General features: G+C 68.7%; 23 protein-coding genes. 8 read left to right on the top strand and 15 right to left on the bottom strand.

Annotation, left to right across the window (positions count from 1 at the left end):
* Positions 1 to 10 precede the first annotated feature (10 nt).
* The 4 genes from AC5RUK_RS07520 to galU all read right to left on the bottom strand — a co-directional run bounded on the left by AC5RUK_RS07520 (position 11) and on the right by galU (position 3,936).
* On the bottom strand, positions 11 to 1,222 hold the full coding sequence (locus AC5RUK_RS07520; protein ID WP_494151782.1) for a phosphotransferase: 1,212 nt from the start codon (positions 1,220 to 1,222) through the stop codon (positions 11 to 13).
* 107 nt (positions 1,223 to 1,329) lie between these two features.
* The gene (locus AC5RUK_RS07515; RefSeq protein WP_494151781.1) at positions 1,330 to 2,289 is read right to left on the bottom strand and encodes a hypothetical protein; all 960 of its coding nucleotides are present in this window, start codon (positions 2,287 to 2,289) and stop codon (positions 1,330 to 1,332) included.
* An 81-nt stretch (positions 2,290 to 2,370) separates the two neighbouring features.
* Entirely contained in the window at positions 2,371 to 3,006 is a 636-nt protein-coding gene (locus AC5RUK_RS07510) for a GNAT family N-acetyltransferase (RefSeq protein ID WP_494107705.1), read from the bottom strand.
* Between the two features lie 27 nt (positions 3,007 to 3,033).
* Positions 3,034 to 3,936 (bottom strand): UTP--glucose-1-phosphate uridylyltransferase GalU, encoded by a 903-nt coding sequence (gene galU / locus AC5RUK_RS07505; RefSeq protein WP_494151780.1) that lies wholly within the window; start codon positions 3,934 to 3,936, stop codon positions 3,034 to 3,036.
* A gap of 68 nt (positions 3,937 to 4,004) precedes the next feature.
* On the opposite strand from galU, the gene AC5RUK_RS07500 reads away from it, so the two are divergent.
* The 3 genes from AC5RUK_RS07500 to cpaB all read left to right on the top strand — a co-directional run bounded on the left by AC5RUK_RS07500 (position 4,005) and on the right by cpaB (position 5,810).
* A complete protein-coding gene (locus AC5RUK_RS07500; RefSeq protein WP_494151779.1) occupies positions 4,005 to 4,628 on the top strand; it encodes a 5-formyltetrahydrofolate cyclo-ligase in 624 nt (207 codons plus the stop codon).
* A gap of 82 nt (positions 4,629 to 4,710) precedes the next feature.
* Positions 4,711 to 5,028, top strand: a complete 318-nt coding sequence (locus tag AC5RUK_RS07495) for an FmdB family zinc ribbon protein (protein WP_494151778.1) — start codon at positions 4,711 to 4,713, stop codon at positions 5,026 to 5,028.
* A gap of 110 nt (positions 5,029 to 5,138) precedes the next feature.
* Positions 5,139 to 5,810, top strand: coding sequence for a Flp pilus assembly protein CpaB (cpaB, locus tag AC5RUK_RS07490; RefSeq protein ID WP_494151777.1), 672 nt, complete (start codon positions 5,139 to 5,141; stop codon positions 5,808 to 5,810).
* Positions 5,811 to 5,850: 40 nt separating this feature from the next.
* Here the strand turns inward: cpaB and AC5RUK_RS07485 are convergent, their stop codons facing one another.
* From AC5RUK_RS07485 to AC5RUK_RS07460, 6 genes are all read right to left on the bottom strand, one after another.
* Entirely contained in the window at positions 5,851 to 9,882 is a 4,032-nt protein-coding gene (locus AC5RUK_RS07485; RefSeq protein WP_494151921.1) for a DUF4011 domain-containing protein, read from the bottom strand.
* 117 nt (positions 9,883 to 9,999) lie between these two features.
* Positions 10,000 to 11,589, bottom strand: coding sequence for a glutamine-hydrolyzing GMP synthase (gene guaA, locus AC5RUK_RS07480; RefSeq protein ID WP_493979489.1), 1,590 nt, complete (start codon positions 11,587 to 11,589; stop codon positions 10,000 to 10,002).
* 129 nt (positions 11,590 to 11,718) lie between these two features.
* Entirely contained in the window at positions 11,719 to 12,210 is a 492-nt protein-coding gene (locus tag AC5RUK_RS07475) for a DUF3817 domain-containing protein (RefSeq protein WP_493988981.1), read from the bottom strand.
* A 5-nt stretch (positions 12,211 to 12,215) separates the two neighbouring features.
* A complete protein-coding gene (locus AC5RUK_RS07470) occupies positions 12,216 to 13,109 on the bottom strand; it encodes an SURF1 family protein (RefSeq protein ID WP_493988980.1) in 894 nt (297 codons plus the stop codon).
* 51 nt (positions 13,110 to 13,160) lie between these two features.
* Complete coding sequence (locus AC5RUK_RS07465; protein ID WP_493988979.1) at positions 13,161 to 14,885, bottom strand: glycerol-3-phosphate dehydrogenase/oxidase; 1,725 nt, start codon at positions 14,883 to 14,885, stop codon at positions 13,161 to 13,163.
* A gap of 28 nt (positions 14,886 to 14,913) precedes the next feature.
* Positions 14,914 to 16,053 carry a GuaB3 family IMP dehydrogenase-related protein gene (locus tag AC5RUK_RS07460; RefSeq protein WP_493988978.1) on the bottom strand — a complete coding sequence of 380 codons (1,140 nt, stop codon included), beginning with the start codon at positions 16,051 to 16,053 and terminating at the stop codon, positions 14,914 to 14,916.
* Positions 16,054 to 16,471: 418 nt separating this feature from the next.
* Here AC5RUK_RS07460 and AC5RUK_RS07455 point away from each other — a divergent pair, with 418 nt between their 5' ends.
* The gene (locus AC5RUK_RS07455; RefSeq protein ID WP_494151776.1) at positions 16,472 to 17,305 is read left to right on the top strand and encodes a hypothetical protein; all 834 of its coding nucleotides are present in this window, start codon (positions 16,472 to 16,474) and stop codon (positions 17,303 to 17,305) included.
* A 56-nt stretch (positions 17,306 to 17,361) separates the two neighbouring features.
* On the opposite strand, the gene guaB is transcribed toward AC5RUK_RS07455, so the two are convergent.
* The 3 genes from guaB to groES form a co-directional block, all read right to left on the bottom strand.
* The gene (gene guaB / locus AC5RUK_RS07450; protein WP_494151775.1) at positions 17,362 to 18,867 is read right to left on the bottom strand and encodes an IMP dehydrogenase; all 1,506 of its coding nucleotides are present in this window, start codon (positions 18,865 to 18,867) and stop codon (positions 17,362 to 17,364) included.
* A gap of 238 nt (positions 18,868 to 19,105) precedes the next feature.
* Positions 19,106 to 20,710, bottom strand: a complete 1,605-nt coding sequence (gene groL / locus AC5RUK_RS07445; RefSeq protein WP_493988975.1) for a chaperonin GroEL — start codon at positions 20,708 to 20,710, stop codon at positions 19,106 to 19,108.
* Positions 20,711 to 20,843: 133 nt separating this feature from the next.
* Positions 20,844 to 21,140 (bottom strand): co-chaperone GroES, encoded by a 297-nt coding sequence (gene groES / locus AC5RUK_RS07440; RefSeq protein ID WP_127511177.1) that lies wholly within the window; start codon positions 21,138 to 21,140, stop codon positions 20,844 to 20,846.
* Between the two features lie 344 nt (positions 21,141 to 21,484).
* Here groES and AC5RUK_RS07435 point away from each other — a divergent pair, with 344 nt between their 5' ends.
* Genes AC5RUK_RS07435 through AC5RUK_RS07420 form a run of 4 tightly spaced genes read left to right on the top strand, consistent with a single transcriptional unit; the run spans position 21,485 to position 25,271 of the window.
* Positions 21,485 to 22,435, top strand: a complete 951-nt coding sequence (locus AC5RUK_RS07435; RefSeq protein ID WP_493988974.1) for a siderophore ABC transporter substrate-binding protein — start codon at positions 21,485 to 21,487, stop codon at positions 22,433 to 22,435.
* Between the two features lie 52 nt (positions 22,436 to 22,487).
* The gene (locus tag AC5RUK_RS07430) at positions 22,488 to 23,516 is read left to right on the top strand and encodes an ABC transporter permease (protein WP_493988973.1); all 1,029 of its coding nucleotides are present in this window, start codon (positions 22,488 to 22,490) and stop codon (positions 23,514 to 23,516) included.
* Positions 23,509 to 24,516, top strand: a complete 1,008-nt coding sequence (locus tag AC5RUK_RS07425; protein WP_493988972.1) for an iron chelate uptake ABC transporter family permease subunit — start codon at positions 23,509 to 23,511, stop codon at positions 24,514 to 24,516. Before AC5RUK_RS07430 ends, AC5RUK_RS07425 begins: the two co-directional genes overlap by 8 nt.
* On the top strand, positions 24,513 to 25,271 hold the full coding sequence (locus tag AC5RUK_RS07420; protein WP_494151774.1) for an iron ABC transporter ATP-binding protein: 759 nt from the start codon (positions 24,513 to 24,515) through the stop codon (positions 25,269 to 25,271). Before AC5RUK_RS07425 ends, AC5RUK_RS07420 begins: the two co-directional genes overlap by 4 nt.
* 50 nt (positions 25,272 to 25,321) lie before the next feature.
* On the opposite strand, the gene AC5RUK_RS07415 is transcribed toward AC5RUK_RS07420, so the two are convergent.
* Together AC5RUK_RS07415 and AC5RUK_RS07410 are read right to left on the bottom strand one after the other, a co-directional pair.
* Positions 25,322 to 25,921, bottom strand: a complete 600-nt coding sequence (locus AC5RUK_RS07415) for a maleylpyruvate isomerase family mycothiol-dependent enzyme (RefSeq protein ID WP_494107696.1) — start codon at positions 25,919 to 25,921, stop codon at positions 25,322 to 25,324.
* An 89-nt stretch (positions 25,922 to 26,010) separates the two neighbouring features.
* Positions 26,011 to 26,205: a hypothetical protein gene (locus AC5RUK_RS07410; protein WP_494107695.1), complete on the bottom strand. Its 195-nt coding sequence runs from the start codon at positions 26,203 to 26,205 to the stop codon at positions 26,011 to 26,013.
* Positions 26,206 to 26,297: the final 92 nt, after the last annotated feature.

Below are 26,297 nucleotides of genomic sequence, written 5' to 3'. Positions count from 1 at the left end.
GGGCGACGAATCAGGCCGCCCCGGCGGCCAGGTCCTCGGCGATGGCAAGCCGCTGCCGGGCGTCCTGCTGCCAGCCTTCCCCCTCCCCGGGGGTCTTGGCTCCGGCGACCAGCGACAGCGCCACGCCGGCGGCCCGGCCGCGCAGGGCCGCCGGGTCCACCACGGTGTCGAAGACGGCGGCAAAACGCTCCAGCGCCGCCGGGACATGCACATACCCCGGGTGTACGGCAGGCAGCACGGCCAGGTGCCCGAGGAAACAGGCCAGGTCGTCCACCAGATGGCCCGGTCCCAGCGAGTCCACGTCCATGAGGCCGGTGACCTTCCCGCCGGCCACCAGCAGGTTCGCTTCGTAAAAGTCGCCGTGGGTCGGAACCACCGGACCGGCGTCGGTGGCCGCCAGCAGCCGTTCCACCCGATCGGCCAAGCCAAATACCCGGTCCTGCTCGTCGGGGAGCACTGCCGCCGCTGCCTTGGCGTAGTCGGCTGCGCGGTCCGCCCAGGCCGGGCGCCGCGAGAGCTCCAGCACTCCGGCCGGGAGCGCATCCAGCAGTGCCAGGAGGGTTTCCGGCGCCAGGCTGGCGGCGCCGTCGTCCATCAAGGCCTGGGCCAGCGGCGTGCCCTTCGCCTCCGTGAGCACCACCACGCCGTCGGCCGGGCCCGGGGAGGCAACGGGGGCCGGCAGGCCGGCGTCGGTCAGGAGACGGTGCCGGCGCATCAGCTGTGCCGCCCGGTCCGGACGGACCACCTTCAGGAAGACCTTGTGTCCGCCCTGCACGGCTTCCAGCACGGCCCGCCGCAGCGGCCGGTAGCTGACCATTTTCAGCTCCGCTTCTCCCCCGCCGAAGACGCTGCGGCCCACCGCCGCGGGGTCGCACGCCGCAGGCAGTCCGGCCAGCACCGGGTCGGACGGGTACAGCCAGGCGGTCAGCGGGACGGGTCCGCCGTCCACGCGCACCAGCGGAAGCCCGCATTCGGGCACCGGCGCCGTGGTGATGCAGACGTACTCAGTCCGCTCACCGCCGTCGTGCCCGCGGAGGCGCACGGTGTAGATCCCGGTCGTGCCGGCCCCGGGCCGGTGCTGCAGCTTCGCCAGGTGCCAGGACTGGACCGTGCCGCCGAGGGTGCCGACAGCCAGTTCCAGCGGCTCACGCATGCCGGGACTTTCCAACAGGTCGATGCCGGCGGTCTCGGTAGCCATCAGGTCCGGGTTCGGTGCATCCATGCCTCCATTGCACACCATTGCGGCCCACGCCCGATACCGCGGACCGGACAGCACTGCGGCCCGTCCGGTGTGGACGGGCCGCAGTCAACCTGCCGGGGTGGCTCGGATCAGGCGCGCCGGCGCTGCAGGACGTCGTCCAGGTTAAGGCGGTTCGCAACCGACTGCTGGCCGGAGGCCTCGGCGGCTGAGGCGCCGTCCTCCGGCTGCTGTCCGGCAGCCGCCTTCTCGGATGTCCGGGCGGGCTCGTCGGTCCGCTGCGCCGCGGTCTGCTTGATCGACGTCTTGGTCTGCGGCTTCTTGACCTCGGGAGCCGGCAGCGGCGCCGGAGCAGGGCGCGTGGCCTTGGCCGCGCCGACGTACGTCGGCTTGGGCACGTCGACCGGCTGCCAGGGAGTGCCGGACGGTTGCCCCGGTGCGGCGGTGTCGCCGGCGTCTGCGGCAACCTTCAAGGCCTCCTCGCGCAGTTCGGCGGCCGTCAACCGGGCCGGCCCGTCCTGGACGGGCTGCGGTGTCGCCTCGGTGTGCCCCGCTGCCCCGTCAAACAGTTCGGTGGGCTTCGCGGGAGTCTTCGCGGCTCCCGCCGGCCGCGCTGCCGATGCCGTGCGGGCGCCCTGCCGGGCGCGTGCGGCGGCGCGGTTCCTGCGGTCGCGGACTGCCAGGGAGCGCAGGATAACGACGACGGCGACGGCCGCCAGCAGCGCGAAGCCCGGGACGCGGCCCGAGACTACGCCAGCCAGCGCGAGGGCTCCGCCGCCGACGAAAACCAACAGTGCCGAGGCCCCGGCAAGTGCCAGCGCGGTCCGGCCGTAGCGGATGCGGAACTCGGGCTGCCGGACGGGCCGGGGCACGGGCGACGATGTCGAGGGTGCCGGCTGGGCGTTGTATTCCATGATGATCCCCTGGTTGCCGCCGGAGGCGGTTGCGGGTACTGAAACTAGTGGTGCTGCGTGTCCCGGCGCCGATTCAACCATCGCGGGACGGAATGCTCCGCGGAGCAGGTACGGTCCTACCCAGACAAACCACAGCCCGACGATGACCGCCAAGATCACAGAGCTCTGAATGTCCACTCTCAAAACCGTAGAAGCTCAAGCATGCCGTACGCGGCATTCATCACGGTGTGTCGGATAACGATTCCGCGCGGCGCTGCCTTATGGTGTCAGTCCGACATCGCCGTGCTCCAGCCAGCGGTCCAGCAGGCCACCGGGAACCTCCTCGGCGGTGAGCGCGAAACTGCGGTGGTCCGCCCAGGCCCCGTTGATGTGCAGGTACCGCGGGCGCAGCCCTTCGTCGCGAAAGCCGAGCTTCTCCACGACGCGCAGGCTGGCGCGGTTCTCCGGCCTGATGTTGATTTCCATCCGGTGGAGCCCGAGCGTTTGGAAGCAATGGTCGGTCGCCATGGCCACCGCCGTGGGCGCTATCCCGCGGCCGGCGCACGCCTCATCCACCCAGTACCCCAAGGTGGCCGACATCGCAGAACCCCAGACGATGTTGGAGACGGTCAGCTGCCCGACCAGCGCCGGCTTGGGCCTTCCTGCCTGCAGTTCGGTGATGATCCAGGGCAGGGCCGTGGCCAGCCGTGCCTGGTGCTTGAGCGAACGGACCATCTCGGAGAACGACGGCAGATACCCGCCCGGAGCCGGGTTCGTGGCTTCCCACGGTTCCAGCCAGCGGGCATTGCGGCGCCGCACGGCCGTCCACTCGCCCCGGTCCCGGTACCGGATCGGGCGCAGCGATAAGTCACCGCATGCAAGTGTCGCTGGCCAGATGGCCGGTCCGTACCCCATGTGAAGTTCTTCGCGGTCGCGACGGGCTCAGTCGCCCGAGCCGTCGATGAAGCCCTTCAGCCAGGAACGCAGTTCCGTGCCGATATCTTCGCGCTCGGAAGCGATGGTCACGACGGCCTTGAGGTAGCTGAGTTTGTCGCCGGTGTCGTATCGGCGCCCGGTAAAGACCACACCGTAAACGCCGCCGCCCTCGCCTTCGCGGCCGGCCAGGGCTTCGAGCGCATCGGTCAACTGAATTTCGCCGCCCCGGCCCGGCTTGGTGTCCTCCAGCACGTCGAAGACGGCCGGATGCAGCACGTAGCGGCCGATGACGGCCAGGTTGGACGGGGCCTCGTCCGGCGAAGGCTTCTCCACCAGTTCGTTAATGCGTACGTAGCTGCCGTCCCCCATCGGGGTTACGTCGGCGCAGCCGTAGGCGCTGATCTGCGCGGGGTCCACTTCCATCAGGGCGACCACGGAGCCGCCGGTCTGGTGCTGGACCTCGATCATCTGGGTCAGCAGGTCGTCGTGTTCGTCAATCAGGTCGTCTCCGAGCAGCACGGCGAACGGTTCGTCGCCCACGTGCTGGCGGGCCCGAAGGACTGCGTGGCCGAGGCCCAGCGGATCCCCCTGGCGCAGGTAGTGGATGTCAGCCAGCTCCGAGGCCGCCTGCACGGCGGCGAGCTTCTCCAGATCGCCTTTCTCCTCCAGGATCTGCTCGAGGTTGGGCACGCGGTCGAAGTGGTCTTCCAGCGGGCGCTTGTTGCGGCCGGTGATGACCAGGACGTCGCTCAAGTCGGCGCGCACCGCTTCTTCGACCACGTACTGGATGGCCGGCTTGTCCACTACAGGGAGCATTTCCTTGGGCATGGCCTTGGTGGCGGGCAGGAAACGGGTTCCCAGCCCGGCGGCCGGAATGACTGCTTTGCGTACCGTGCGATGAGACGTCATGAATTCAGACTACCGAACGAAGCTGCGAAGCAAGCCGATCGGACGGGAAAGCAACTACGATGTCGGCCATGGAGAAGCAGACCGGCATGGACAAGGAAACCGCCCGCGCATTCTTCCGGGCCCGCCGCCGGGCACGGTCCGAAGAAGACCGGATTCGGGCCGGGAACGCCCTGGCGCGGCAGGTGCTGGACGGTCTCCGGCGGCTGAACGTCCCGGCCGGGACCACTGTGCCGGCCTACCTGTCCGTCGGTTCCGAACCGTCCACGCGCATGCTGCTGCCGGCCCTCGAGGACGCCGGCTTCAGGGTGGTGGTCCCGATCTGCGAACCGGGCTACCGGCTCAGCTGGGCACGCTGGTTCAGCGGCGTGGAGCTGGCCCGCAGCCCTCGGGCCTGGATAGACGAGCCGGTCGGAGAACGCTTCGGACCGGAAATCATGGCCGGCCTGCCGCTGGTGCTCGTGCCCGGACTGGCCGTGGATTCCGACGGCAACCGGATGGGTCAGGGCGGCGGTTATTACGACCGGTTCCTGGCGTCGCTGGGCGACGGCGAAGACCGGCCGAAGTTCGTCGGCGTTTTCTACTCCGACGAGGTGGTGGCGGCGGGCGCCTTCGAGTTCACCGCCCTGGACGCCCCGCTGGACGGCGCCGTGTCTCCCGACGGCTGGACGTGGTTCCCCGGGCGGACGGTGTAGAATTGGCACTCTGAGCGGGTGAGTGCCAACGGCTGACCGGGCGCCTCCTGCTCCAGCCAAGTTTTTTTCAGGAGGAATTACTGTGCCCACGTACGCCTACGCCTGCAAAGACTGCACCCATGCCTTCGACATCCAGCAGTCCTTCAGTGATGAATCGCTGACCGTCTGCCCCGAATGCGGCGGCAACCTGCGCAAGAAGTTCAACAGCGTCGGGGTCGTCTTCAAGGGCTCGGGCTTCTACCGCACCGATTCCCGCGACTCTTCCACGGCAGGCTCCGTTCCCGCGGCCTCCTCAGGGTCCGCTGGCTCCGGGTCCGCTGGCTCCGAGGCGGCGAAGCCAGCTGCGGCCGAGGCCTCGAAGCCTGCCGCCGCCCCGGCTCCGGCCGCCGCCGCCAGCTAGCCACGCCGGAGCCCGCGGCCGCTCCTACACCGCGCCACGGCGGCGGCACTGCATCCACAGGTGCGCTCGCCCGCTGACCGTGGGCCCCCTTGTGCTCCTAGCGTGGCTGCATGCCCACCGCTGCCGCCCCGACCCGCACCGCCCGCTCTGCACTGTCGCCGCGCCGGCTGTTGCGGCGGCACTACCGGCTGCTTGCCGCCCTGCTGCTCTGCGCGGCCGCGGCACTGGTCGTGCAGCAGCTGACCCCGGCGCCGAATCCCACTGATTCCGTGGTGGTCGCCGCGTCCGATCTCCCGGCCGGCGCCCTGTTGTCCGCCGACGACCTGGAACTGGGTGAGCTGCCGGCCGGTGCCGTCCCGGACGGCACCGCCGACAGCCCGTCCCTGTTGGTGGGCCAGCGCCTGGCGACGGCGCTGCGCGCCGGTTCTCCGGTCGTGGACACCTCGATCGTCGGGCCGGGCCTGTTAACGGGGGCGCCCCAGGGGACGGTGGCCGTGCCGGTGCGCCCCGCCGACCCCTCCACCGTCCAGTTGGTGTCGCCGGGCCAGTTAGTGGACATCGTCCTCAGCAGCGGCAACGGGTTCGAAGAGCCGGCCGAAACCACTGTCCTGGCGCGGGCCGCTCCGGTGCTGTGGAAAGCCGACGACGGCGCTGCGCCGGCTGCGCTGCTCGGCGCAGGCGAGCCCGAAGGGCTGGTGGTCGTGGCTGCCGCACCGTCGGACGCCACCGCGCTGGCGGACGCCTCCAGCCGGGGCAACGTCTTCCTCGTGTTGGTCGGCTGAGGACTGCCCCGGATCGGCCGGCCGCAGACCGGCTCCCGGCCTAGCCCCAGTGCGGCGGGCGCTGCTCGCGCAGCCAGGCGTCCCGGTCCTCTTCCCGGTCGCCCCACGCGCGGGGGTCGTCCTCCGATGCCTTGGTGGGCAGCGTCGGCGACTGGTTGCGCCTGGCCCGGCGCGGCCGCAACCGGTCGTCGCCGGCATCCCCCGACTCGTCTGCCGAGCCCGCGGCGTGCGTGGACTCCTCCGCCTGCGGTGCCTGCTCCGAAGTTGGCTCCGGCTTCCGCGGGGTGGCCGGGCGCTCGTCCTTGTCTGCCGGTTCTTCCGGCTTGTGCAGTCCCAAGTAGCCTCCGATCAGGTCTGCGCACTTCTCCGGATCCGTGAACACCTCGATGGTCCACAGCGTCAGCGGCCGCCAGCCCAACCGCTCGAGCTGTTGCGGACGCAGCCGGCTGCGCTCCCGCACGGTCAGCTCCTGGTACTGCCGGCTGCCGTCCGATTCCAGGGCCACCGGCAGGGTCGGTTCAACATCCGGCGAATACTGCACCGTTCCCGTGCTGGCCGCGATGTCGATGACTCCGTAGTAATGGTCCCAGACCCGTGCGCCGCGGGCGCGGATGCGCTCCACCAGGTCCGCGACCAGCGGGTCGTCGATTCCGGGAGAGAGTTCGGGCGCCGTGAACCGGCCGTCGCCGAGGTGGCGGTCCAGCAGGTCATGGAAGTCGGCGGCTCCATGCCGCAGCCGTTCGGGGTCCAGGTCCTCGGGGCGGAAGCAGCTGAGCACGTGCAGCGAATGCCGGGAACGGGTCACCGCGGTCGCGAAGAGCGCCCGCCCGTGCGGCGCCGACAGGGGTCCGAAGTCGTGCACCGCACGCCCGTGCGGCGTGCGGCCAAAGCCGAGCGAGAAGATCACGTCGTCGCGGACCAATCCGGACGCGCGTTCGACGGGAACCACCCGGAAGGGCTCCTGGCGCCGGTGGAAGAAATCTGCCGCCGCCGGGTAATTGGGCATCTGCAGCCGGATGGCCTCCGCCACCCGGGAAGCGTGCCGGGCGCTGGCCGTCACCACCGCCAGGGACCGCGTCGGCCGAAGGCTGATGTGCTCGAAGACGAGGTCCACCACGCGGTTGAGTTCGGCGGGGACGCTTTCCACGCCTTCGTGTCCGGCGCCGGGCATCCCGGTACCGTCGGGCAGGTATTCCACTTCCAGGCCGCCCCCGCGGATGGAGCTGGCGCCGGGCAGCCGGGACAGCGAACCGCCGTAGAACTTCTCACTCAACGACCGGGTCAGGTCCAGGTCGACTGCACGATAGGCGGTGGTCAGCGCCACCACCGGCAGCACCTCGGAGAGCGCGTGGAAGCAGCTGGCCAACGGTAGCGGGGCTTCGCCGGTGACGGGATCGTTCCGCCGGTCCACGTTGACTTCGAAGGGCTCGGCGCGGCCCAACTCGCCGTCGCCGAACGCCACCACCTGGTGCGCCCGGGAGAGCGCGGTCAGCGCCGACGGCAGGCTGGTGGCTTCGGCGTCAAGGACGATCACGGCATCGAAGTGCTTGCCTTCCGGGAGCAGGAGCGGCAGCACCAGCGGGGAGGCAGTCCAGATCGGCAACAGGGCCGAAACCAGGGACTCCGACTGCTGCCCCAAGGCGGCCAGGGTGGGTTCGCCGGCCTTGAGCAGGTCGCGCAACCGCTGCGCGGCTTTGGGCTTGCTCTTGAGCGAATGCCGCCAGTTCTGTGCCAGTTCCCAGCGCAGCCGGGCGGGCCCGGACGCGATGTGCGCGTTGTCCGCGAGCCGGTAGACAGCCTCGAGCTTGCGCAGGTTGTCGCCGTCGGACATGGCGAGGTAGTCGTCGCCGCTGATCATCGCTTCGAGTGCCGACTGCCACCATGCCAGGTCCAGTTCCGCACTGACCTCGTCCGCGCCGACTTCGCGTTTGGCCAGATCGTCCAGCAGTTCGGTCAGGCCGTGTTCGCGCATCTGCTCCAGCAGCAGCGTCCGTTCGGGCAGGTTCACCAGCGTTTCGCGGTCCGCGGCCAGGGCGTCCAGCTGTTCCTGGAGTTCGCCGTCGGGCAGGGCCGCGAGGGCACGGTCTTCGGGCACCGGCGCCAACAGCGCGGCCAGTTTCCCGAGGCGTTGTGCCACCTCCCGGTAAAAGCCGTTCAGGTCCGCCAGCCCGGAGGGCACCGCCGGATGGCGCTGCGACGTCGCGTAGTCGGCCCACTTTGTCCGCTGCTGCTGCACCTCGAAGAGGGATTCATGCAGGTCGGAGATGTGCACGCCAGGGCGGATGTATTCCTTGGCCACCTTGCGCAGCCGGGACCGCGTCATCGAACTCATTTCGATTCCGCGGTCGCGCCGCCAGGAACTTGGCGCGGTCGCGGAAATCAGGTCGGTGACCGGCCGGTCGAAGATGTCCGGGGTGAACTTGTCGAGGCTGCCGCGGACCTCCACCAGCAGTTGGAGCTGTTCCCCCCACTCGCGGAACGTCCCGGCGAGGGCGATCTGCGAATGTTCGGCGACCTTGTTCATCCGTTCACGCAGCCGCGGGACGTCCTTGGCCAGGTCGGCGGCCAGCTGGTGGGCGTCTTCGGTTTCCTTGCGGTTGAGCAGCTTGGCACCGAACCACGGGCTGGTGGTGGCGGACTTGCTGAAGCTGCCCAACTCGGCCGCCCGGACCAGCCGGGCCGCCAGCTCCGCCCGGTCGGTGATGCTGTCCAGCACTGACCGCTTCAGCCGCACGGTGGTCGCCGGCGCCGGATCGAGCGAGGTGAGCTTGGCCAGCGACTGCATCGCCTGGTAGGGGGAACAGCGCCAGCGGCTGCGCACATTGTGCAGCGACTTCACATGCTCCAAGAGCTTGTGCCGGTGTTCGGAGAGGGTGGTGTGCAGCTTCTGCAGCTGCGGCTCCTGCGCCTTTTCGCTGCGGCTGATCGCGCGGATCAGCGCCCGGCGCAGCTGTTCCGGCGTCAGGTCCGCGCTCAACTGCAGCGCCAGCGATCCCAGGTCCACGGTTTCCAGCTGCTGCGCGAATTCGGCCAGCGTGCCGCGGCGCTCGGCGACCACCAGCACGCTCTTGCCCTCGTAGGCCAAGGCCGCTGCAGCGTTGAGTGCGGTCTGGGTCTGCCCGGTGCCCGGCGGCGCGGAGACCACCAGCGAGTGCCCGGCCTGGACCAGGTCCAGCACCCGTTGCTGCGCGGCGTCGGCGTCGAGCAGCAAAAACTCATCCTGCGGATCGCGTTCGTCGATCGGCGGCAGCTCCACCTCCGGCACGGGCACCGCGTTCCGGCCGGCCAGCGGACGGGGTCCGGCCTGGGAGCCGGCGCCGGCCTCGGCCAACGCGCGGATCACCGGGTGTCCGGCATCGAGCAGGACCGGGTCGGTGACCGCTTCCAAGTCCGCAAAGGTCGACACCAGGAGATGGTGTTCGATGGTCATGTTCCGCACCCCGGCGGTGAGCAGGCGCAGCCGTTCCAGCACGGGGTGCGGATCCAGGCGGGCGGTGCTGTAGGCCAGGCGTGCGGTCGCGTCGGCATCGATGCCGATCCCCTGCTCCGCTGACAGGTGGCGGACCAGGGCCGGGTTCAGCCGGGCGCGGTCGGTCAACTGCAGTTCGAAGTCGTCCTGGCTGGGGCGGACGGTCAGCGCCACCGGGATCAGCATCACCGGGGCGTTCAGCGACTCGGACCGGCCGACCTCGGGAACCCGCCAGGACGCGGTGCCGGCGGCCAGGTACCCGACGTCGATGCCGCGGTCGGAGCCCAGTTCGTAGATCTTGGCGCGCAGGCTGCGGGCGGTGCGCATGGCCGCGGCGTACTGGTTCGGCTCGCGCAGCAAGGTGGAAAGACGGGTGCGGCGCCCGGCCAGCAGCTGCGCCAGGCCGGAGGGGTGGGCATGCGTCAGGTCAATGCTGTTCGACGACGTCGGGGCGAACCGCAGCAAGGTGTCCGACCCGGCGAGATCTCCCAGGTTTTCCAGCCACGATGCCACAACGTCTTCAGCAGCCTCAGCTGCGCTGGCCAGCGACACGGCTGCCCCCTTTACTTCACTCTCGGCGACTTGCCTGGACCACAACGGCATGTCAAACAAGGTATCGGACTTTAAACGCCAAACGGGCGACCGCAACACTGCTCGGCGAAATTGCCTTGCAGTTCATCCGCAGCTGCGCTGCGGCTGGGCAGCGGTCGCCCGTTGTGGCTACTCCCACTCGATGGTTCCCGGCGGTTTGCTCGTCACGTCGAGCACCACGCGGTTGACGCCGTCCACTTCGTTGGTAATGCGGTTGGAGATCCGGGCCAGCAGGTCATAGGGGAGCCGCGACCAGTCTGCGGTCATCGCGTCCTCGGAGGAGACCGGACGGAGCACGATCGGGTGTCCGTAGGTGCGGCCGTCGCCCTGCACGCCCACGCTGCGCACGTCGGCCAGCAGGACCACCGGCATCTGCCAGACTTCCTGGTCCAGGCCGGCGGCGGTCAGTTCGGCGCGGGCGATCGCGTCCGCCTTGCGCAATAGGTCCAGGCGCTCCTGCGTGACTTCGCCGATGATCCGGATGCCAAGGCCCGGGCCGGGGAACGGCTGGCGTCCGACGATTTCGGCCGGCAGGCCCAGCTGGGCGCCGACGGCACGGACTTCGTCCTTGAACAGCGTCCGCAGCGGCTCAACCAGCTCGAACTGCAGGTCCTCGGGCAACCCGCCCACGTTGTGGTGGCTCTTGATGTTGGCGGCGCCCTCGCCGCCGCCGGACTCGACCACGTCCGGGTAGAGCGTTCCCTGCACCAGGAACTTCACCGACTCCCCTTCGGCAGCCGCCTCGGCCAGCACGGCTTTCTCGGCGGCTTCGAAGGCGCGGATGAATTCGCGGCCGATGATCTTGCGCTTGGTCTCCGGGTCGGTGACGCCGGCCAGCGCCGAGAGGAAGCGCTGCTGCTCGTTGGCTACGTACAGCTTCACGCCCGTGGCCGCGACGAAGTCACGCTCCACCTGCTCGGCCTCGCCCTCGCGCAACAGTCCGTGGTCCACGAAGACGCAGGTCAGCTGGTCGCCGACCGCGCGCTGCACCAGGGCCGCGGCAACGGCGGAGTCCACGCCGCCGGACAGTCCGCAGATCACGCGGGAATCGCCGATCTGGGCGCGGATGCGCTCCACCTGCTCTTCCACGATGTTGCCGGTCGTCCAGTTGGGCTCCAGCCCGGCGCCACGGAAGAGGAAGTTCTCGAGCACCCGCTGGCCGTGGGCCGAGTGCTTGACCTCGGGGTGCCACTGCACGCCGTACAGCTTTTTCTCGTCGTTCGCGAAGGCGGCCACCGGGGCGCCGGCGGTGCTGGCCAGCACGTCGAATCCTGCAGGGGCCTCCTGCACCGAATCGCCGTGGCTCATCCAGGTGTTCTGCACGGAGGGCACGCCGGCCAGGATGGACCGGCCCTCCCCCACCGCGGTGGCGTCCGTGGCACCGTACTCGCGTAGGCCGGTCTTTGCCACCTTGCCGCCCAGGGCGTTCGCCATGGCCTGGAAGCCGTAACAGATGCCGAACACCGGGACGCCGGCCTCGAACAGGTCCGCGCCGATGCTCGGCGCCCCTTCGGCGTAGACGCTGGAGGGCCCGCCGGAGAGGATGATGGCCACCGGGTTCTTGGCCATCAGCTGTTCGGTGGTGTAGGTGTGCGGAACGATTTCGGAATACACGTTGGCCTCGCGCACGCGGCGGGCGATCAGCTGCGCGTACTGGGCCCCGTAGTCAACGACGAGGACGGGCCGGTGGTCCGTAGTGGCGGGGGGAGGAGTAGTCACCCTTACAGGATAGTCGCCGCGTCCGGGGCCACGCACTTTGGCGTCGGGCCCCGCCGAGTGAGGTAGCGCACGACGGCGGGTGCCCACCCGCCGTCGTGCGCCGGCACCGCGGCGGGTGCCCGGCGTCTGTCAGTAGCGCTTGGCGGCTTCGGGATGGGCGGCCAGTTCTTCTTCCACCTCGCGGTGCACCTTGCGTTCCAGGATGATGGATAGGAACGGGATCACGCCACCCAGGGCGATCAGCACGAACTTGCTGAACGGCCAGCGCATCAGCGACCAGAGCCGGAAGTCGGCAATCAGGTACAGCACGTACAGCCAGCCGTGCGCTATCAGCACCGCGATGGACAGGTTCATGCCCTCGATCACGGACGGTTCGGCCTGCGCCAGGCCCAGCGCGAACGTCTCGCCCGTCAGGGTGTTGGTGGCCCCGGCGAACAGGAACAGGTTGAAGCCGTACCGCAGCACCATCTCCGCGCAGAGCAGCAGCAGCATGATGCCGGTGATGTAGGAGGTGACCTTGTAGAAGGTCAGGGCGGAGCGGATCTGGGCGTGGGTTCCGCCGAAGCGGCGTTTGGCTGGACGCTGGGTCGCGGCGGAACGGTCGGGGGCGTTTTCGGTCACGTGGACTACCTCGTTGTGTGGGGTGTGCTGGATGTGGTCTGGTCGGCGGCGTCGTCGCCACCATGGCGGGCGCCGGCCGCCGGGCCTGCCGCGCTCCCCCGGCCGGTTTCGGCTGCATGGCGGGCCGCTTCGGCCGCGTCTTCGGCTGCCTCCAGGTCGCGGCGGTAGTCGTCGGCCACCAGCCGCCACCAGAGGAAGATGGCGAATCCGGCGAACACCACCCATTCCACCGCGTAGAAGACGTTCATCCAGTTGACCGGCGCTTCCTGTGGCTGCGGTCCGACAACCACCGGCCGCATCGACGTCCCTTCGGTCGCGGTGCCCAGGTCGGTGCCGCCCACGGTGAAGCCGGTCCCGACCACGAAACCGGAGTAGCCGGGCGCGTTCCAGCGGTTGATCAGCTCGGCCGCCGACAACGAAGCGACCTGGCCGGCGGGCAGGGTTCCGGGCAGCGGAGCTTCCGTGGGCAGCAGGCGCCCGACGACGGTCACCTCGCCTTCCGGGGCGGGAACGGCGTCCGCCGGTTCCTCGACCCAGCCGCGCACGACAGGGATGACCACGTCTTCGCCGAACTGCTCCACGCCGTCCACCGCGAACGGGTCAACCACCCAGAGGCCATCTTCGCCGTCCTGCAGGCGGTTTTGGACCAGCACCTGCCCGCCGGGGACGAAGCTGCCGTCGAAGGTGACCATCTGGTCGGCGGTGGCGGCCGTCATCGGGATGCCCGGTTCAAAGACGTCGGTGAGCGGCTTGACGGCTTCCGTCTCGCCCGGGGGCGGGGGCGGTTCGCTCTGCGACGTGGAAAACTGCCACTGGCTCAGCAGCACAAACACCGTGGACAGCGCCAGCGCAAGCACCAGAGCCGCTATCCAGCGGGGTTTCAGGGCAGTCTTGAGCACCCATTAAAGGTACTTCGCAACCATGTAGAAAACGAATCCTGCCCCGGCGCCTCAGGCCAGCGGAACGATGTCGTCAACGCCCATCCGGGCGCTGTCGGCGGTGACATCGTCAGGCTGCTCCTGGCTGAGCCGTTCGGCTTCCACCCGGGCCAGGTAGTGCTTCACCTCGCGTTCCACCTGCCCTTCGCTCCAGCCGAGGAGGGGCGCCATCAGCTTGGCGACGACCGGCGCGGCGGAGACACCGCGGTCCCAGGCCTCGATGGAGATCCGGGTCCGGCGGGTGAGCACGTCGTGGATGTGCCGGGATCCCTCGTGCGTGGTCGCATAGACCACCTCGGCCGCCAGGTAGTCGTCGGCACCGGGCAGCGGTTCGGCCAGCTCCGGCCGTTCGGTGATGATGTCCAGCACCTCGCCGGCCATGGATCCGTAACGGTTGAGCAGGTGTTCCACCCGGGCCACGTGGATGCCCGTTCGGTCCGCCAGGCGGCTGCGCCTGTTCCAGGCTGCCTTGAAACCGGAGGCGCCGAGCAGCGGGATGGTGTCCGTGCAGCTGGGCGGGACGCGCTCGTCGAGGGCCCGTGCCGCCTCGTCCACGGCGTCCTTGGCCATCACGCGGTAGGTGGTGTACTTGCCGCCGGCCACCACCACCAGTCCGGGGACCGGGTGCGCCACCACATGTTCGCGCGAGAGCTTGGCGGTGGAGTCGTTCTCGCCCGCCAGCAGCGGCCGGAGCCCGGCGTAGACGCCCTCGACGTCCTCCCGGGTGAGCGGACGCTGGAGCACTTGGTTGACGTGTTCCAGCAGGTAGTCGATGTCCTTGGACGAGGCCGCCGGGTGTGCCTTGTCCAGGTTCCAGTCGGTGTCGGTGGTGCCGATGATCCAGTGCCGCCCCCACGGAATCACGAACAGCACGGACTTCTCAGTGCGCAGGATCAGCCCCACCGTGGACTGGAACCGGTCGCGCGGCACCACCAGGTGGATCCCCTTGGAGGAACGTACGCTCAGCTGGCCCCGTTCGGTCACCATGGCCTGGGTTTCGTCCGTCCACACGCCGGTGGCGTTGACCACCTGCTTGGCCCGGATGTTGAACTCGCTGCCGTCCTCCTGGTTCCGCACCCGGGCGCCGACCACGCGTTCGCCCTCGCGCAGGAAGTCGACCACCGCCAGGCGGTTGGCCGCGTGCGCCCCGAACGCCGCCGCGGTGCGGACGATGTTGACCACCAGCCGGGCGTCGTCCACCTGCGCGTCGTAGTATCGGATGGACCCCACCATGGCGTCCTTCTTCAGGCTGGGTGCCGCCCGGAGGGTCCCGCGCCGGGACAGGTGCTTGTGGAAGGGGACGCCGCGCCCGCGGCCCGAGGCGATGGCCAGGGCGTCGTACAAGGCCACGCCCGCGCCGACGTAGGGCCGCTCCACGTACCGCTTGGTCAGCGGGTACAGGAACGGCACCGGCCGCACCAGGTGCGGCGCAATGCGCTCCAGCAGCAGCCCCCGTTCCTGCAGCGCCTCGCGGACCAAAGCGAAGTCCAGCATCTCCAGGTACCGCAGCCCGCCGTGGATCAGCTTGGAAGAGCGCGAGGACGTGCCCGAGGCCCAGTCCCGGGCTTCCACGATGCCCACGTCGAGCCCGCGGGTCACCGCGTCCAGGGCGGCCCCGGCACCCACCACCCCGCCGCCGACGATCAGCACGTCCAGCTCGGCCCCGCGCTCCTGTGTGGCGCGCAGGGCGGCCAGCGCCTGCTCGCGGCTCTCGGGACTCAGGGCTCCGGTGGTCATCGCCTATCAGCCTCCCAGCGTGGTCAAGTCAGTCGCCGGCCTGGATCGGTGCCAGCACCACTTCGCAACGCTGGAACTCTTTCAGGTCCGAGTACCCGGTGGTCGCCATCGACCGGCGCAGCGCACCGACCAGGTTGGAGGTTCCGTCGGTGTGGTTGGACGGGCCGTGGAGCACCCGCTCCAGCGGCCCAACGGTGCCCACGTTCACGCGGTCGCCCCGGGGCAGTTCGTCGTGGTGGGCCTCCTGGCCCCAGTGCCAGCCGCGGCCCGGCGCTTCCTCCGCCCGGGCCAGCGCGGAACCGAGCATCACGGCGTCGGCACCCATGGCGATGGCCTTGACGATGTCGCCGCTGAAGCCCACGCCGCCGTCGGCAATCACATGCACGTAGCGGCCGCCGGATTCGTCCATGTAGTCCCGGCGCGCGGCCGCCACATCGGAGATCGCCGACGCCATCGGGGCGTGGATGCCCAGCGCCCGGCGGGTGGTCGTCGTCGCTCCCCCGCCGAAGCCCACCAGCACGCCGGCGGCACCGGTGCGCATCAGGTGCAGCGCCGGGGTGTAGCCGGCGGCGCCGCCGACGATCACGGGCGTGTCCAGCTCGTAGATGAACTGCTTCAGGTTCAGCGGTTCCTGCGTCTTGGAGACGTGTTCGGCGGAGACGGTGGTGCCGCGGATCACGAAGATGTCCACGCCGGCGGCCACCACGGTCTTGTAGAACTCCTGGGTGCGCTGCGGCGTCAGCGAGCCGGCCACTGTCACCCCGGCTTCCCGGATCTCGGCCAGCCGGGAGGTGATCAATTCCGGCTGCACGGGGGCGGAGTAGAGCTCCTGCATCCGCTTGGTCGCGGCCGGGCTGAAGTTCTCCGTGCCCAGCGCGGCAATCTCGTCCAGCACCGGCAGCGGATCCTCATAGCGGGTCCACAGGCCCTCGAGATTGAGCACGCCCAGGCCGCCCAGCTTGCCCAGCGCGATGGCGGTGGCCGGCGACATGACCGAGTCCATCGGCGCGGCGATGACCGGGGCGTCGAACGTGTACGCGTCGATCTGCCAGCTGACCGAGACGTCCTTCGGATCGCGCGTCCGGCGCGAGGGGACGATCGCCACGTCATCGAGGGAGTAGGCTCGGCGCCCACGCTTGCCACGGCCAATTTCAATCTCGTAAGTCACGGCTCTAGGTTATCCCACCGCTGGAACGCTTCACCGGGGAACGGGCAGGGACAGGACTTTCGCCGGCGCCCAGCGGACAGGGCGGACCCTCCCGTGTCGACGGCAAGCACTCCTCTTTTGACTGCTGGCGTCGTCCCAGCGCAGGCGGTACGCTCTACCTGCCGCACGGCAGGCAAGCGCACCGTAGGCCCGCTCTCTTTACGGTTGCCGCTGGCCGGCCGCAGGTAGCCGGAGCGGGAAGTGGTCAGTCATGGGAGGAAGATTCCGGCGGTCCGGTGAGCGCATGCGACCGTTCGCGAGTGGCTTGGCGGCCACCCTGTGTTTTGGCATCGCCGGGCTGGTCTGGTCCATGCCCTCGCGTCGTTCGCGCCGGTTGCGGAGAGCCGCATCGTGTACCGTTTGCGCTGCCCACCAGCGGGTGCGCGATATCGCCCTCTTTGTGGTGGCGGCGCTCCTGGTCGCGGGAGCTGGAGCCCGCTTCCAGGAGGCGCTCTCCCCGCCAATCGTTTGCCACAGCCATATCACTGCCGACGGACAGATCAAGCCCGAGCCGCGTCTGCAGATTTCACCACCAACCCCGTGGCGCATCACCCGCAATTTCCTGGTCGCCCCTATCAGCGGCGTCGGGGTCCTGACCGGGCGCAGCCTTGACATGGAAGCGTGCTCAGGACCGTCGCTGTTGGTCATGTTCTGGCCCCCGCCGCGAACCAGCGGTGGCGGAACAATGCTCGGCGACGTGTTCGTTGCATGGATGCCACCGGTAGACCCAGCGGGCGCGCTGAGCGTCAACGGATATGGCATAGCCGATGAAGGCCAGTATGTCCGCTACGGCCCGAACATCTCCCAGACCCGGGCCGAGGAGGAGGACCTCGCGATCCACGAGTCGCGGCATGTTGACCAGTGGGCCGTAGGTAACTTGCTCGCCGGCCCGTTCGCATTTCCGGCGGCATACATCATCGACGGTGCGCTGTTCCCCTCCTCACGCAACCACTTCGAGCGGGCCGCCGGATTGTCCGGCGGGGCGTATCCGCCCGCGCCGGATAACTGGCCGGCGCCGCGCTGGCCTGACACCGCGGCCCTCGTGATCATCGTGCTTCTGATCTTCCGACGTCGGCTCCGTTGGCTCACCCGCGTCGCGGTCGGTGGCCGCTTGCACACCCGTGCCCACGCACCGATGCGCTGTCCCGTCCATACGCGCGGCTGGTCGCGGCCCGTGGGCGCGCCCGCCGGCGAAAGTCCTGCCGCCGGTTAACGCGAGGGGCGCCGCTCCCCCTGTTGTGGGGAACGGCGCCGCCGAAGACTGCGGGACTACCGCTTGTAGTTCGGTGCCTCCACGGTCATCATGATGTCGTGCGGGTGGGACTCCTTCAGTCCCGCCGCCGTGATCCGCACGAACTTGCCCTTGGCCTTCAGTTCGGCGACGCTGCGGGCACCGGTGTAGAACATGGTCTGGCGCAGGCCGCCCACCAGTTGGTGCGCGACGGCGGAGAGCGGGCCGCGGTACGGCACCTGGCCTTCGATGCCCTCGGGGATCAGCTTCTCGTCGTCCGGCACGTCGGCCTGGAAGTAGCGGTCCTTCGAGTAGGAGGTGTTCTTGCCGCGGGTCTGCATGGCTCCCAGCGAGCCCATGCCGCGGTAGGCCTTAAACTGCTTGCCGTTGACGAACACCAGGTCGCCCGGGGACTCTGCGGCGCCCGCCAGCAGCGAACCGAGCATCACGGTGTCCGCGCCGGCGACCAGGGCCTTGCCGATGTCCCCGGAGTGCTGCAGGCCGCCGTCGGCAATCACGGGAATTCCCGCCGGAATGGCAGCCTTGGCAGACTCGTAGATCGCGGTGATCTGCGGGACGCCCACACCGGCGACCACGCGGGTGGTGCAGATGGAGCCCGGGCCCACGCCCACCTTAATGGCGTCGGCGCCGGCGTCGACCAGTGCCTGCGCGCCCTCCCGGGTGGCGGCCTGGCCGCCGATCACGTCCACATGGGCCGCGGCCGGGTCCTTCTTCAGCCGGGCGATCATGTCCAGCACGCCCTGGCTGTGGCCGTTGGCGGTATCCACCACCAGCACGTCCACGCCGGCCTCGATCATGGTCATGGAGCGCTCGTAGCCGTCGCCGAAGAAGCCGACCGCCGCGCCCACGCGCAGGCGGCCGTCGTCGTCCTTGGTGGCCAGCGGGTACTGCTCCGCCTTGTCGAAGTCCTTGACGGTGATCAAACCCTGCAGCATGCCGGCGTCGTCCACCAGCGGGAGTTTCTCGATCCGGTTCTTGCCCAGCAGATCAATGACTTCCGGGCGGCTGATGCCCACCTTGCCCGTGATCAGCGGCATGGAGGTCATCACCTCATGCACCTTGGTGGTGGGATAGTCGGCGCGGGGCACGAAACGGGTGTCGCGGTTGGTGCAGATACCCACGAGCTTGCCCTCGGAGTCCACCACGGGCAGTCCGGACACGCGGTAGTTGTAGCAAAGCTCGTCCAGCTCGGCCAGCGTGGCATCCGGGGCGATGGTCACCGGGTTGGTGATCATGCCGGACTCGCTGCGCTTGACCCGGTCCACGTGCTCGGCCTGGTCCTGGATGGACAGGTTGCGGTGGATGACGCCCAGGCCGCCCTGGCGCGCCATGGCGATCGCCATCCGCGATTCGGTGACGGTATCCATGGCGGCGGAGAGGAGCGGAGTCTGGACCGTGATGCGGCGGGTCAGCCGGGAGCTGGTGTCGGCTTCGGACGGAATCACATCCGTCGGGCCGGGCAGCAGGAGCACGTCGTCGTAGGTCAGACCCTCGAAAGCGAACGGATTGAATTCTTCGGACACTGCAGGGCCTTTCGAACGATACCGGTGGCGGCCGCCAGTCACCGACAGCGAGAATCGGTTTCCGGGGTTGGTTACATCCTAAAACGATTCCGCCCCGCCCACTATTTCCCGCGGCCACCGATGTGGCGGAGCTAACGCCGCGCCCGCCGCAGGGGAGCCCCACGACGACGGAGGGGACCCTGCGCGGGCAGGATCCCCTCCGTACGGGCGAGGCCCGACCAGCAGCTGGCGGCGTGCGCTAGTGCTGGTGGTTGTGCTCGTCCTCTTCGGCCGGCTTCTCGACGACCAGGGTCTCGGTGGTCAGCACCAGTGCCGCGATCGAGGCGGCGTTGCGCAACGCCGAACGGGTCACCTTCACCGGGTCGATGATGCCGGCGGCGACGAGGTCCTCGTATTCGCCGGTGGCGGCGTTGAAGCCGTTATTGACCTCAAGGGCGCCCACCTTGGAGACCACGACCATGCCCTCGTGGCCGGCATTTTCGGCGATCCAGCGCAGCGGCTGGGCCAGCGCACGGCGGACCAATCCGACGGCGGTGGCTGCGTCGCCCTCGAGCGCCAGCACGTTCGGGTCGGTGTCCAGAGCCTGGGCTGCGTGCACCAGGGCGGTGCCGCCACCGGCCACGATGCCTTCTTCCAGGGCAGCGCGGGTGGAGGACACGGCGTCCTCGATCCGGTGCTTCTTCTCCTTCATTTCGACCTCGGTGGCAGCGCCGACCTTGATCACGCCGATGCCGCCGGACAGCTTGGCCAGGCGCTCCTGGAGCTTCTCGCGGTCCCAATCGGAATCGGTGCGCAGCACCTCTGCCTGCAACTGGGCCACGCGGTCGGCCACGTCGGCCTCGGAACCGGCGCCGTCCACAATGGTGGTGTTGTCCTTGGTGACGGTGATGCGGCGTGCCGTACCCAGCACCTCGAGCCCAACCTGGTCCAGCTTCAGGCCGAGGTCCGCGGACACGACCTGGGCGCCGGTGAGCACCGCGATGTCCTGCAGCATGGCCTTGCGGCGGTCGCCAAAGCCCGGTGCCTTCACGGCGGCAACGTTGAGGGTGCCGCGGATCTTGTTGACCACCAGGGTGGAGAGGGCTTCGCCGTCGATGTCTTCGGCGATGATGAACAGCGGCTTGTTGGCCTGCAGCACCTTTTCCAGCAGCGGCAGGAACTCCTGCACCGTGGAGATCTTGCCCTGGGAGATCAGGATCAGCGCGTCCTCGAGGACTGCCTCCTGGCGCTCCTGGTCGGTGACGAAGTACTGCGACAGCAGGCCCTTGTCGAACTGCATGCCCTCAGTGAGCACCAGCTCGGTCTCCATGCTGGAGCCCTCTTCGATGGTGATGACGCCGTCCTTGCCCACCTTGTCGAACGCTTCGGCCAGCAGCTTGCCGACCTCGGGGCTCTGGGCGGAGATGGTGGCGACCTCGGCGACCTTGCCTTCGACCTCGCGGGCATTCTCCAGCAGGCGGGCGGCAACGGCCTCGACCGCTACCTCGATGCCGTGCTTGAGTGCGCCGGGGGCGGCGCCGGCGGCCACGTTACGGAGGCCTTCCTTCACCAGGGCCTGGGCCAGGACGGTAGCGGTGGTGGTGCCGTCACCGGCAACATCGTTGGTCTTGGTGGCGACTTCCTTGGCCAACTGCGCGCCGAGGTTCTCGTACGGATCGTCGAGTTCCACCTCGCGGGCGATGGTCACGCCGTCGTTGGTGATGGTGGGGGCGCCCCACTTCTTGTCCAGGACCACGTTGCGGCCACGCGGACCGAGGGTGACCCGGACGGTATTGGCGAGCTTGTCGACGCCGGCTTCCAGCGCCCTGCGGGCAGCGTCGTTGAACTCCAACTGCTTTGCCATGAATTTGTTCCTTTCACGCAAAATGCCCCGGCTGCGCTGCTATAGGAGGCAGCCGGGGCATTTCGGTTGTCCGTGATTCCGGCTGCGGGCGTCGACTGCGCGCGCCCGAGCCGCCGGACTCAGCTGATGGGCCTTACTTGGTGACGATGGCCAGCACGTCGCGGGCGGAGAGCACCAGGTACTCTTCCCCGCCGACCTTGACCTCGGTTCCGCCGTACTTCGAGTAGATGACGACGTCACCCTCGGCTACGTCAACGGGAACCCGGTTGCCATTGTCATCGACGCGGCCGGGGCCGATCGCGACAACTTTGCCTTCCTGCGGCTTTTCCTTGGCGGTGTCCGGAATGACCAGGCCGGAGGCCGTGGTCTGCTCTGCTTCGAGCGGCTGGACAACAATACGATCCTCAAGAGGCTTAATGGAGACCGACACTCGGCTCTCTCCTTTTCATGCGCTACGAATAGGTTGGCCAAGGAGATGTCTGCCGTCGTCGCGGTGCCGGCAGGCGGTTCCTTGTATTAGCACCCACACGGGGCGAGTGCTAACTGCGACTCTATGAGAAGGATTAGCACTCGGTCAAGGCGAGTGCCAACGGCGGGCGCCGGCCGACTTCCGCGGCCACCCCTGTGTGACGCAAATCGACACCGTCGACCGGCGGCCAAGTTGCGTAAGGCTAACCTAACCCGGTAGCTTCAAGCTGCGCGCAAATAGCAAACGTTTATGTTGCCTAATGCCGAACCCCGCCCGGGCCGGCGTTGACGAACGATGGAGAGTCAGTGAAAAAGCCCCTGAAGTCCGGCCTGGTGGCCATGACCGCAGCCGTTTCCATGCTCGCCCTGAGCGCCTGCGGCCAGCAGACCGATGCCGCAGCAGGTACCGGTGCCGAGACGATCAGCGTAGAGCACGCCTCCGGTACCACCGACGTGCCGGTGAACCCGGAGACCGTCTACACCTTCGATCTCGGGGTGTTGGACAGCCTCACCGCCCTGGGCGTCGAGGTCGACGGCGTCCCGGAGGCAGCAGTGTTCCCCGAGTCACTGGCACAGTACGCCGGGGACGACTACACCAAGATCGGCTCCATGAAGGAACCCGACTTCGAGGCGATCAGCGAAGGCGCACCCGATCTGATCATCATCTCGGGCCGCACCGCCGAGGCCTACGGGGAACTGAGCAAAATCGCCCCGACCATCGACCTGAGCGTTGACACCGCCGCTCCGATCGAGAGCTTCAAGGAAGTCTCCGCGACCCTGGGCGAGATCTTCGGCAAGGAAGCCGAAGTCGAAGAAAAGCTGGCAGCCATCGACACGAAGATCGAGGACACCAAGGCCGCAGCCGCCGACGCCGGCACCGGCCTGGTGCTGATGACGAGTGGCGGCGAGATGACGGCCTACGGGGCAGGATCCCGGTTCGGCATCGTGCACGATGTCCTGGGCGTGCAGACCGCCGCTGACGTAAAGTCCGAGGGCCCGCACGGCGAGGCCATCTCGCATGAATTCGTCGCCGAGGCCAACCCGGACCACCTGTTCGTGATCGACCGCGACGCGGCCGTCGGCGAATCCGGGGAGGCCGCTGCGGCCGTCCTGGACAACGAACTGGTCAACGGCACCAGCGCCGCCAAGAACGACAGCATCACCTATCTGGATTCAGCGTCCTGGTACCTGGTGGGCTACGGCCTGAATAATACGGACGCCATGATCAGTGCCGTCCAGGCAGCCATCACGAAGTAGCACCCGTACGGCCGCCGGCGACCCGCCGGCGGCCTGCGCGGTGGCCCGATCCATGGCTTCCTCCACGATTTCCAGTCCGGCCCCGGCGGTTACAGCCGCGGCGGGACGCTCCCGCGCCCGCGGATCCGGTTCCCAGCTCGCTTGGGCGGGCACCGCCGTCGTCATCCTGGCCATTGCCAGCATGTTTGTGGGCGTCAGCGATGTGTCACTGCCCGCCTTGCTGGCCGGGGACCAGACGGCCTGGGACATCTTCTGGATCAGCCGGCTGCCGCGCACCCTGTCTGTCATCCTGGCCGGCGCGGCGCTGGGCATTGCCGGGCTGATCATGCAACTGATGGCGCGGAACAAATTCGTGGAGCCCTCCACCGTGGGCACCGTGGAGTCGGCCTCGCTGGGCATCCTGGTGGTCACGGTGGCGGTCCCCGGCGCCACCCTGCTGGCCAAGATGTCCGTGGCGACCGTGTTCGCGGCCGCCGGGACCGGCCTGTTCCTGCTGGTGCTGCGCCGGATCCCGCTGCGCAACACGCTCATTGTGCCGCTGGTGGGCATCATGCTGGGCGGCGTCATCGCCGCGGTGACCACGTTCTTTGCCTACCGCTACGACCTGCTCCAGACGCTGAACAGCTGGATGATCGGCGACTTCTCCGGCGTGCTGCGCGGCCGCTACGAACTCCTCTGGATTGTCGCGGTGCTCGCGGTGATCGGCTACCTGTGCGCGGACCGGTTCACGATGGCCGGCATGGGCCAGGAATTCTCCACCAATCTGGGCCTGCACTACGGCCGGGTCCTGACGCTGGGGCTGGTCATCGTCTCGCTGATCAGCGCCGTGGTGGTAGTCAACATCGGCGCCATTCCGTTCCTGGGACTCGTGGTGCCCAACCTGGTATCGCTGGCGTTCGGCGACAGCGCCCGCCGCGCAGTTCCCTGGGTGGCAGTCTTCGGCGCCGGCTTCGTGCTGCTGTGCGACATCATCGGCCGCACCATCCGCTACCCCTACGAGATCCCGGTGGGCGTCATCGTCTCCGCCGTGGGCAGCGCCATCTTCCTGTACCTGCTGCTGAGGACCCGCAAGAATGGCTGATTCGGTACTTCCCGCCGCGCTGACGCAGCACAAGCGCCGCACCCTCACCACGGTCCGGCCGCGGACCTGGATCATCCTGCTGGGCCTCCTGGCGGCCGTCCTCGTGGCCGTGTTCATGGCCATCGACCTGCGCGGCAACCTCGGCTACGTCCTGCCCCGGCGGGCCATCAAGGTCGGTTCGATGCTGCTGGTGGCGTACGCCGTGGGCGTGTCCACCGTGTTGTTCCAGACGGTGACCGCCAACCGGATCCTGACCCCGTCGATCATGGGCTTCGATGCCCTCTACATGCTGATCCAGACCGGACTGACCTTCGCCATCGGCGGGCAGGCGCTGCTGAGCCTGGGCGCGCCGGTGCGCTTCGTGATCGAAGTGATGCTGATGGTGGGCTTTTCCTTTTTGCTCTACCGCTGGCTGTTCACCGGCGGCGGCAAGAGCCTGCACCTGATGCTGCTGGTGGGCATCGTGTTCGGGACAATGTTCCGCGGCATTTCCTCGCTGCTGCAGCGGCTGATCGACCCGAGCGAATTCATCATCCTGCAGGACCTGTTCTTCGCCAGCTTCAACAACGTGGACGGCGTGCTGCTGGCCGCATCCGCGGTGGCCGTTGCCGCGGCCAGCGTCCCGGTTTGGCGGATGCGCCGGCAACTGGACGTGCTGGCGTTGGGCCGGGACACGGCGCTGAACCTGGGCGTGGACCACCGGCGCGCCGTCACCACCGTACTGATGCTGTGCGCCATCCTGGTGGCCGTTTCCACCGCGCTGGTCGGCCCGATCACGTTCTTCGGCCTGCTGGTGGCCAGCCTTGCCTACCTGCTGTGCTCGCACTTCCGGCACGTGTACGTGCTGCCCATCGCCGTGCTGTTGGGCGCCATCGCCCTGGTCGGCGGCCAGCTGGTCCTCGAGCAGGTGTTCAGCTTCGATACTGCGCTGAGCATCGTCATTGAATTCGCGGGCGGCCTCCTGTTCATCGCCCTGCTGCTGAAAGGCTCCATCAAATGATCCACGTCTCCGGAGTCTCCAAGACCTACGGCACGCAGACCGTGGTGGACGACGTCAGCTGCTACATCAAGGACGGCGGCATCACCTCGATCATCGGCCCCAACGGCGCCGGCAAGTCCACGCTGCTGTCCATGGTCTCCCGGCTGCTGCCCATGGACGCCGGGGCGGTGACCATCGACGGGCTCGACGTCGGCAGCACCCCGGGCAAGGAACTGGCCCGCAAGATGGCGATCCTCCGCCAGGACAACCAGCTGACCGTCCGCCTGACCGTGCGGGACCTGGTGGGCTTCGGCCGATTCCCGCACAACAACGGCCGGCCGGGCCCCGCCGACCTCGCCCAGATCGAGCAGGCGCTGGACTACCTGGACCTGACGTCGATGGCGGACAAGTTTGTGGACCAACTCTCCGGCGGCCAGCGGCAGCGGGCCTTCATCGCCATGGTGCTGGCGCAGGACACCGACTATCTGCTGCTGGACGAACCGCTGAACAACCTGGACATGAAGCACTCGGTGGAAATGATGCGGCTGCTGCGCCGGCTGACCGATGAGCTGGGCAAGACCGTTGTGCTGGTTATCCACGACATCAACTTCGCGTCCTGCTACTCGGACTCGATCATCGCCATGCGCTCCGGCCGCCTGGTGCACCAGGGCCCGCCGGCCCGGATCATGCAGCCGGATGTACTGCGCGACGTCTACGACATCGAGATCCGCATCGAGGAGATCGAAGGCAACCGGATCGGCGTCTACTTCGCCTGACGCCGGCTGCGGCTCCCAGCCGGCGCGGCTGTCCGCGGGCCGGCAAGGCGTCAGACCACGGAAAAATCGCCCGGCAGCATGGTCCGCCCGGTCAGGGCGAGCAGCACCAGCGCGCCGTCGCCGCGTTCCGAGGCGATCTCCATCGCCAGGCGCCCGGCCTCCAGCTCCACGTTGCGCGGCAGCTCGGCCACCAGGCCGCAGGCCCGGGACAGGTCAAGAGTGTGCACGGCCAGTTCGAAGATCCGGGTGGGCAGGTAGTCGCTGAAGCGCATCCCGCCGGCGGCCGTCTCGATGACCCGGTCTTCGGTCAACGGCAGCGTGTTCTCCAGCTGGGCCAGCAGCCGGTCCACCATGTCCACCGGGTCCGGCCCCAGCTCCCTGCCCGCGGCGATGGCCCGCTCGGTGACGCCGGGATCATTCGCCAGTCCGGTGGCCAGGTAATAATCGGCGGCGGATTCCACCTGGACTGTCCCCGCGGGACGCCCCAAGTACGTCAGCACAGTGGACAGCGCGCGGCTGGTATGTCCGGCGAGCGTCCGGACGCTCCAATCGTCCAGCCCGGGAGCGTTCCACGCGGTCGGCGGCACGTTTGCCAGGACTTCGCGAAAATACCGGCCCGCGGACAGGAACGTTGCCGCCGATTGGATCATGCGCCCATGCTACGGCCGGCGGACGGCAACGACCAGCTTCCCCCATGCGTCGCACGCCGGTTCGGCCGGGAGCCACCGTCGCGCAAGGTTCAGGCGAGGCGCCGGATCTCCGGCTGCCATCCCGGAACCGGTGCACCGACGCCTGCGGCGACGTCGTTCCAGAGGGCCTGCCAGCCCTGGTGGGCACGGTTGCCGGCCTCGATCAGCTCGCCAAGTTCCGCTTCAATCTCGGCTTGGCAAGCGTCGGTATCAATGTCGTACCCGTCAATGGATGTGGACATCATGCACGCCTCCTCACAGTAAGCTTCCTTACCGACTCTACGGAGTCCCAGCATATCCGGCCATGGGGAGAACTACCCATCCCCGCCCCCGAGGC

This window comes from Arthrobacter sp. Y3223065, from assembly GCF_059090885.1.
The sequence above is the reverse complement of the archived record's forward strand: the minus strand, read 5'-3'. Positions and strand labels throughout refer to the sequence as shown.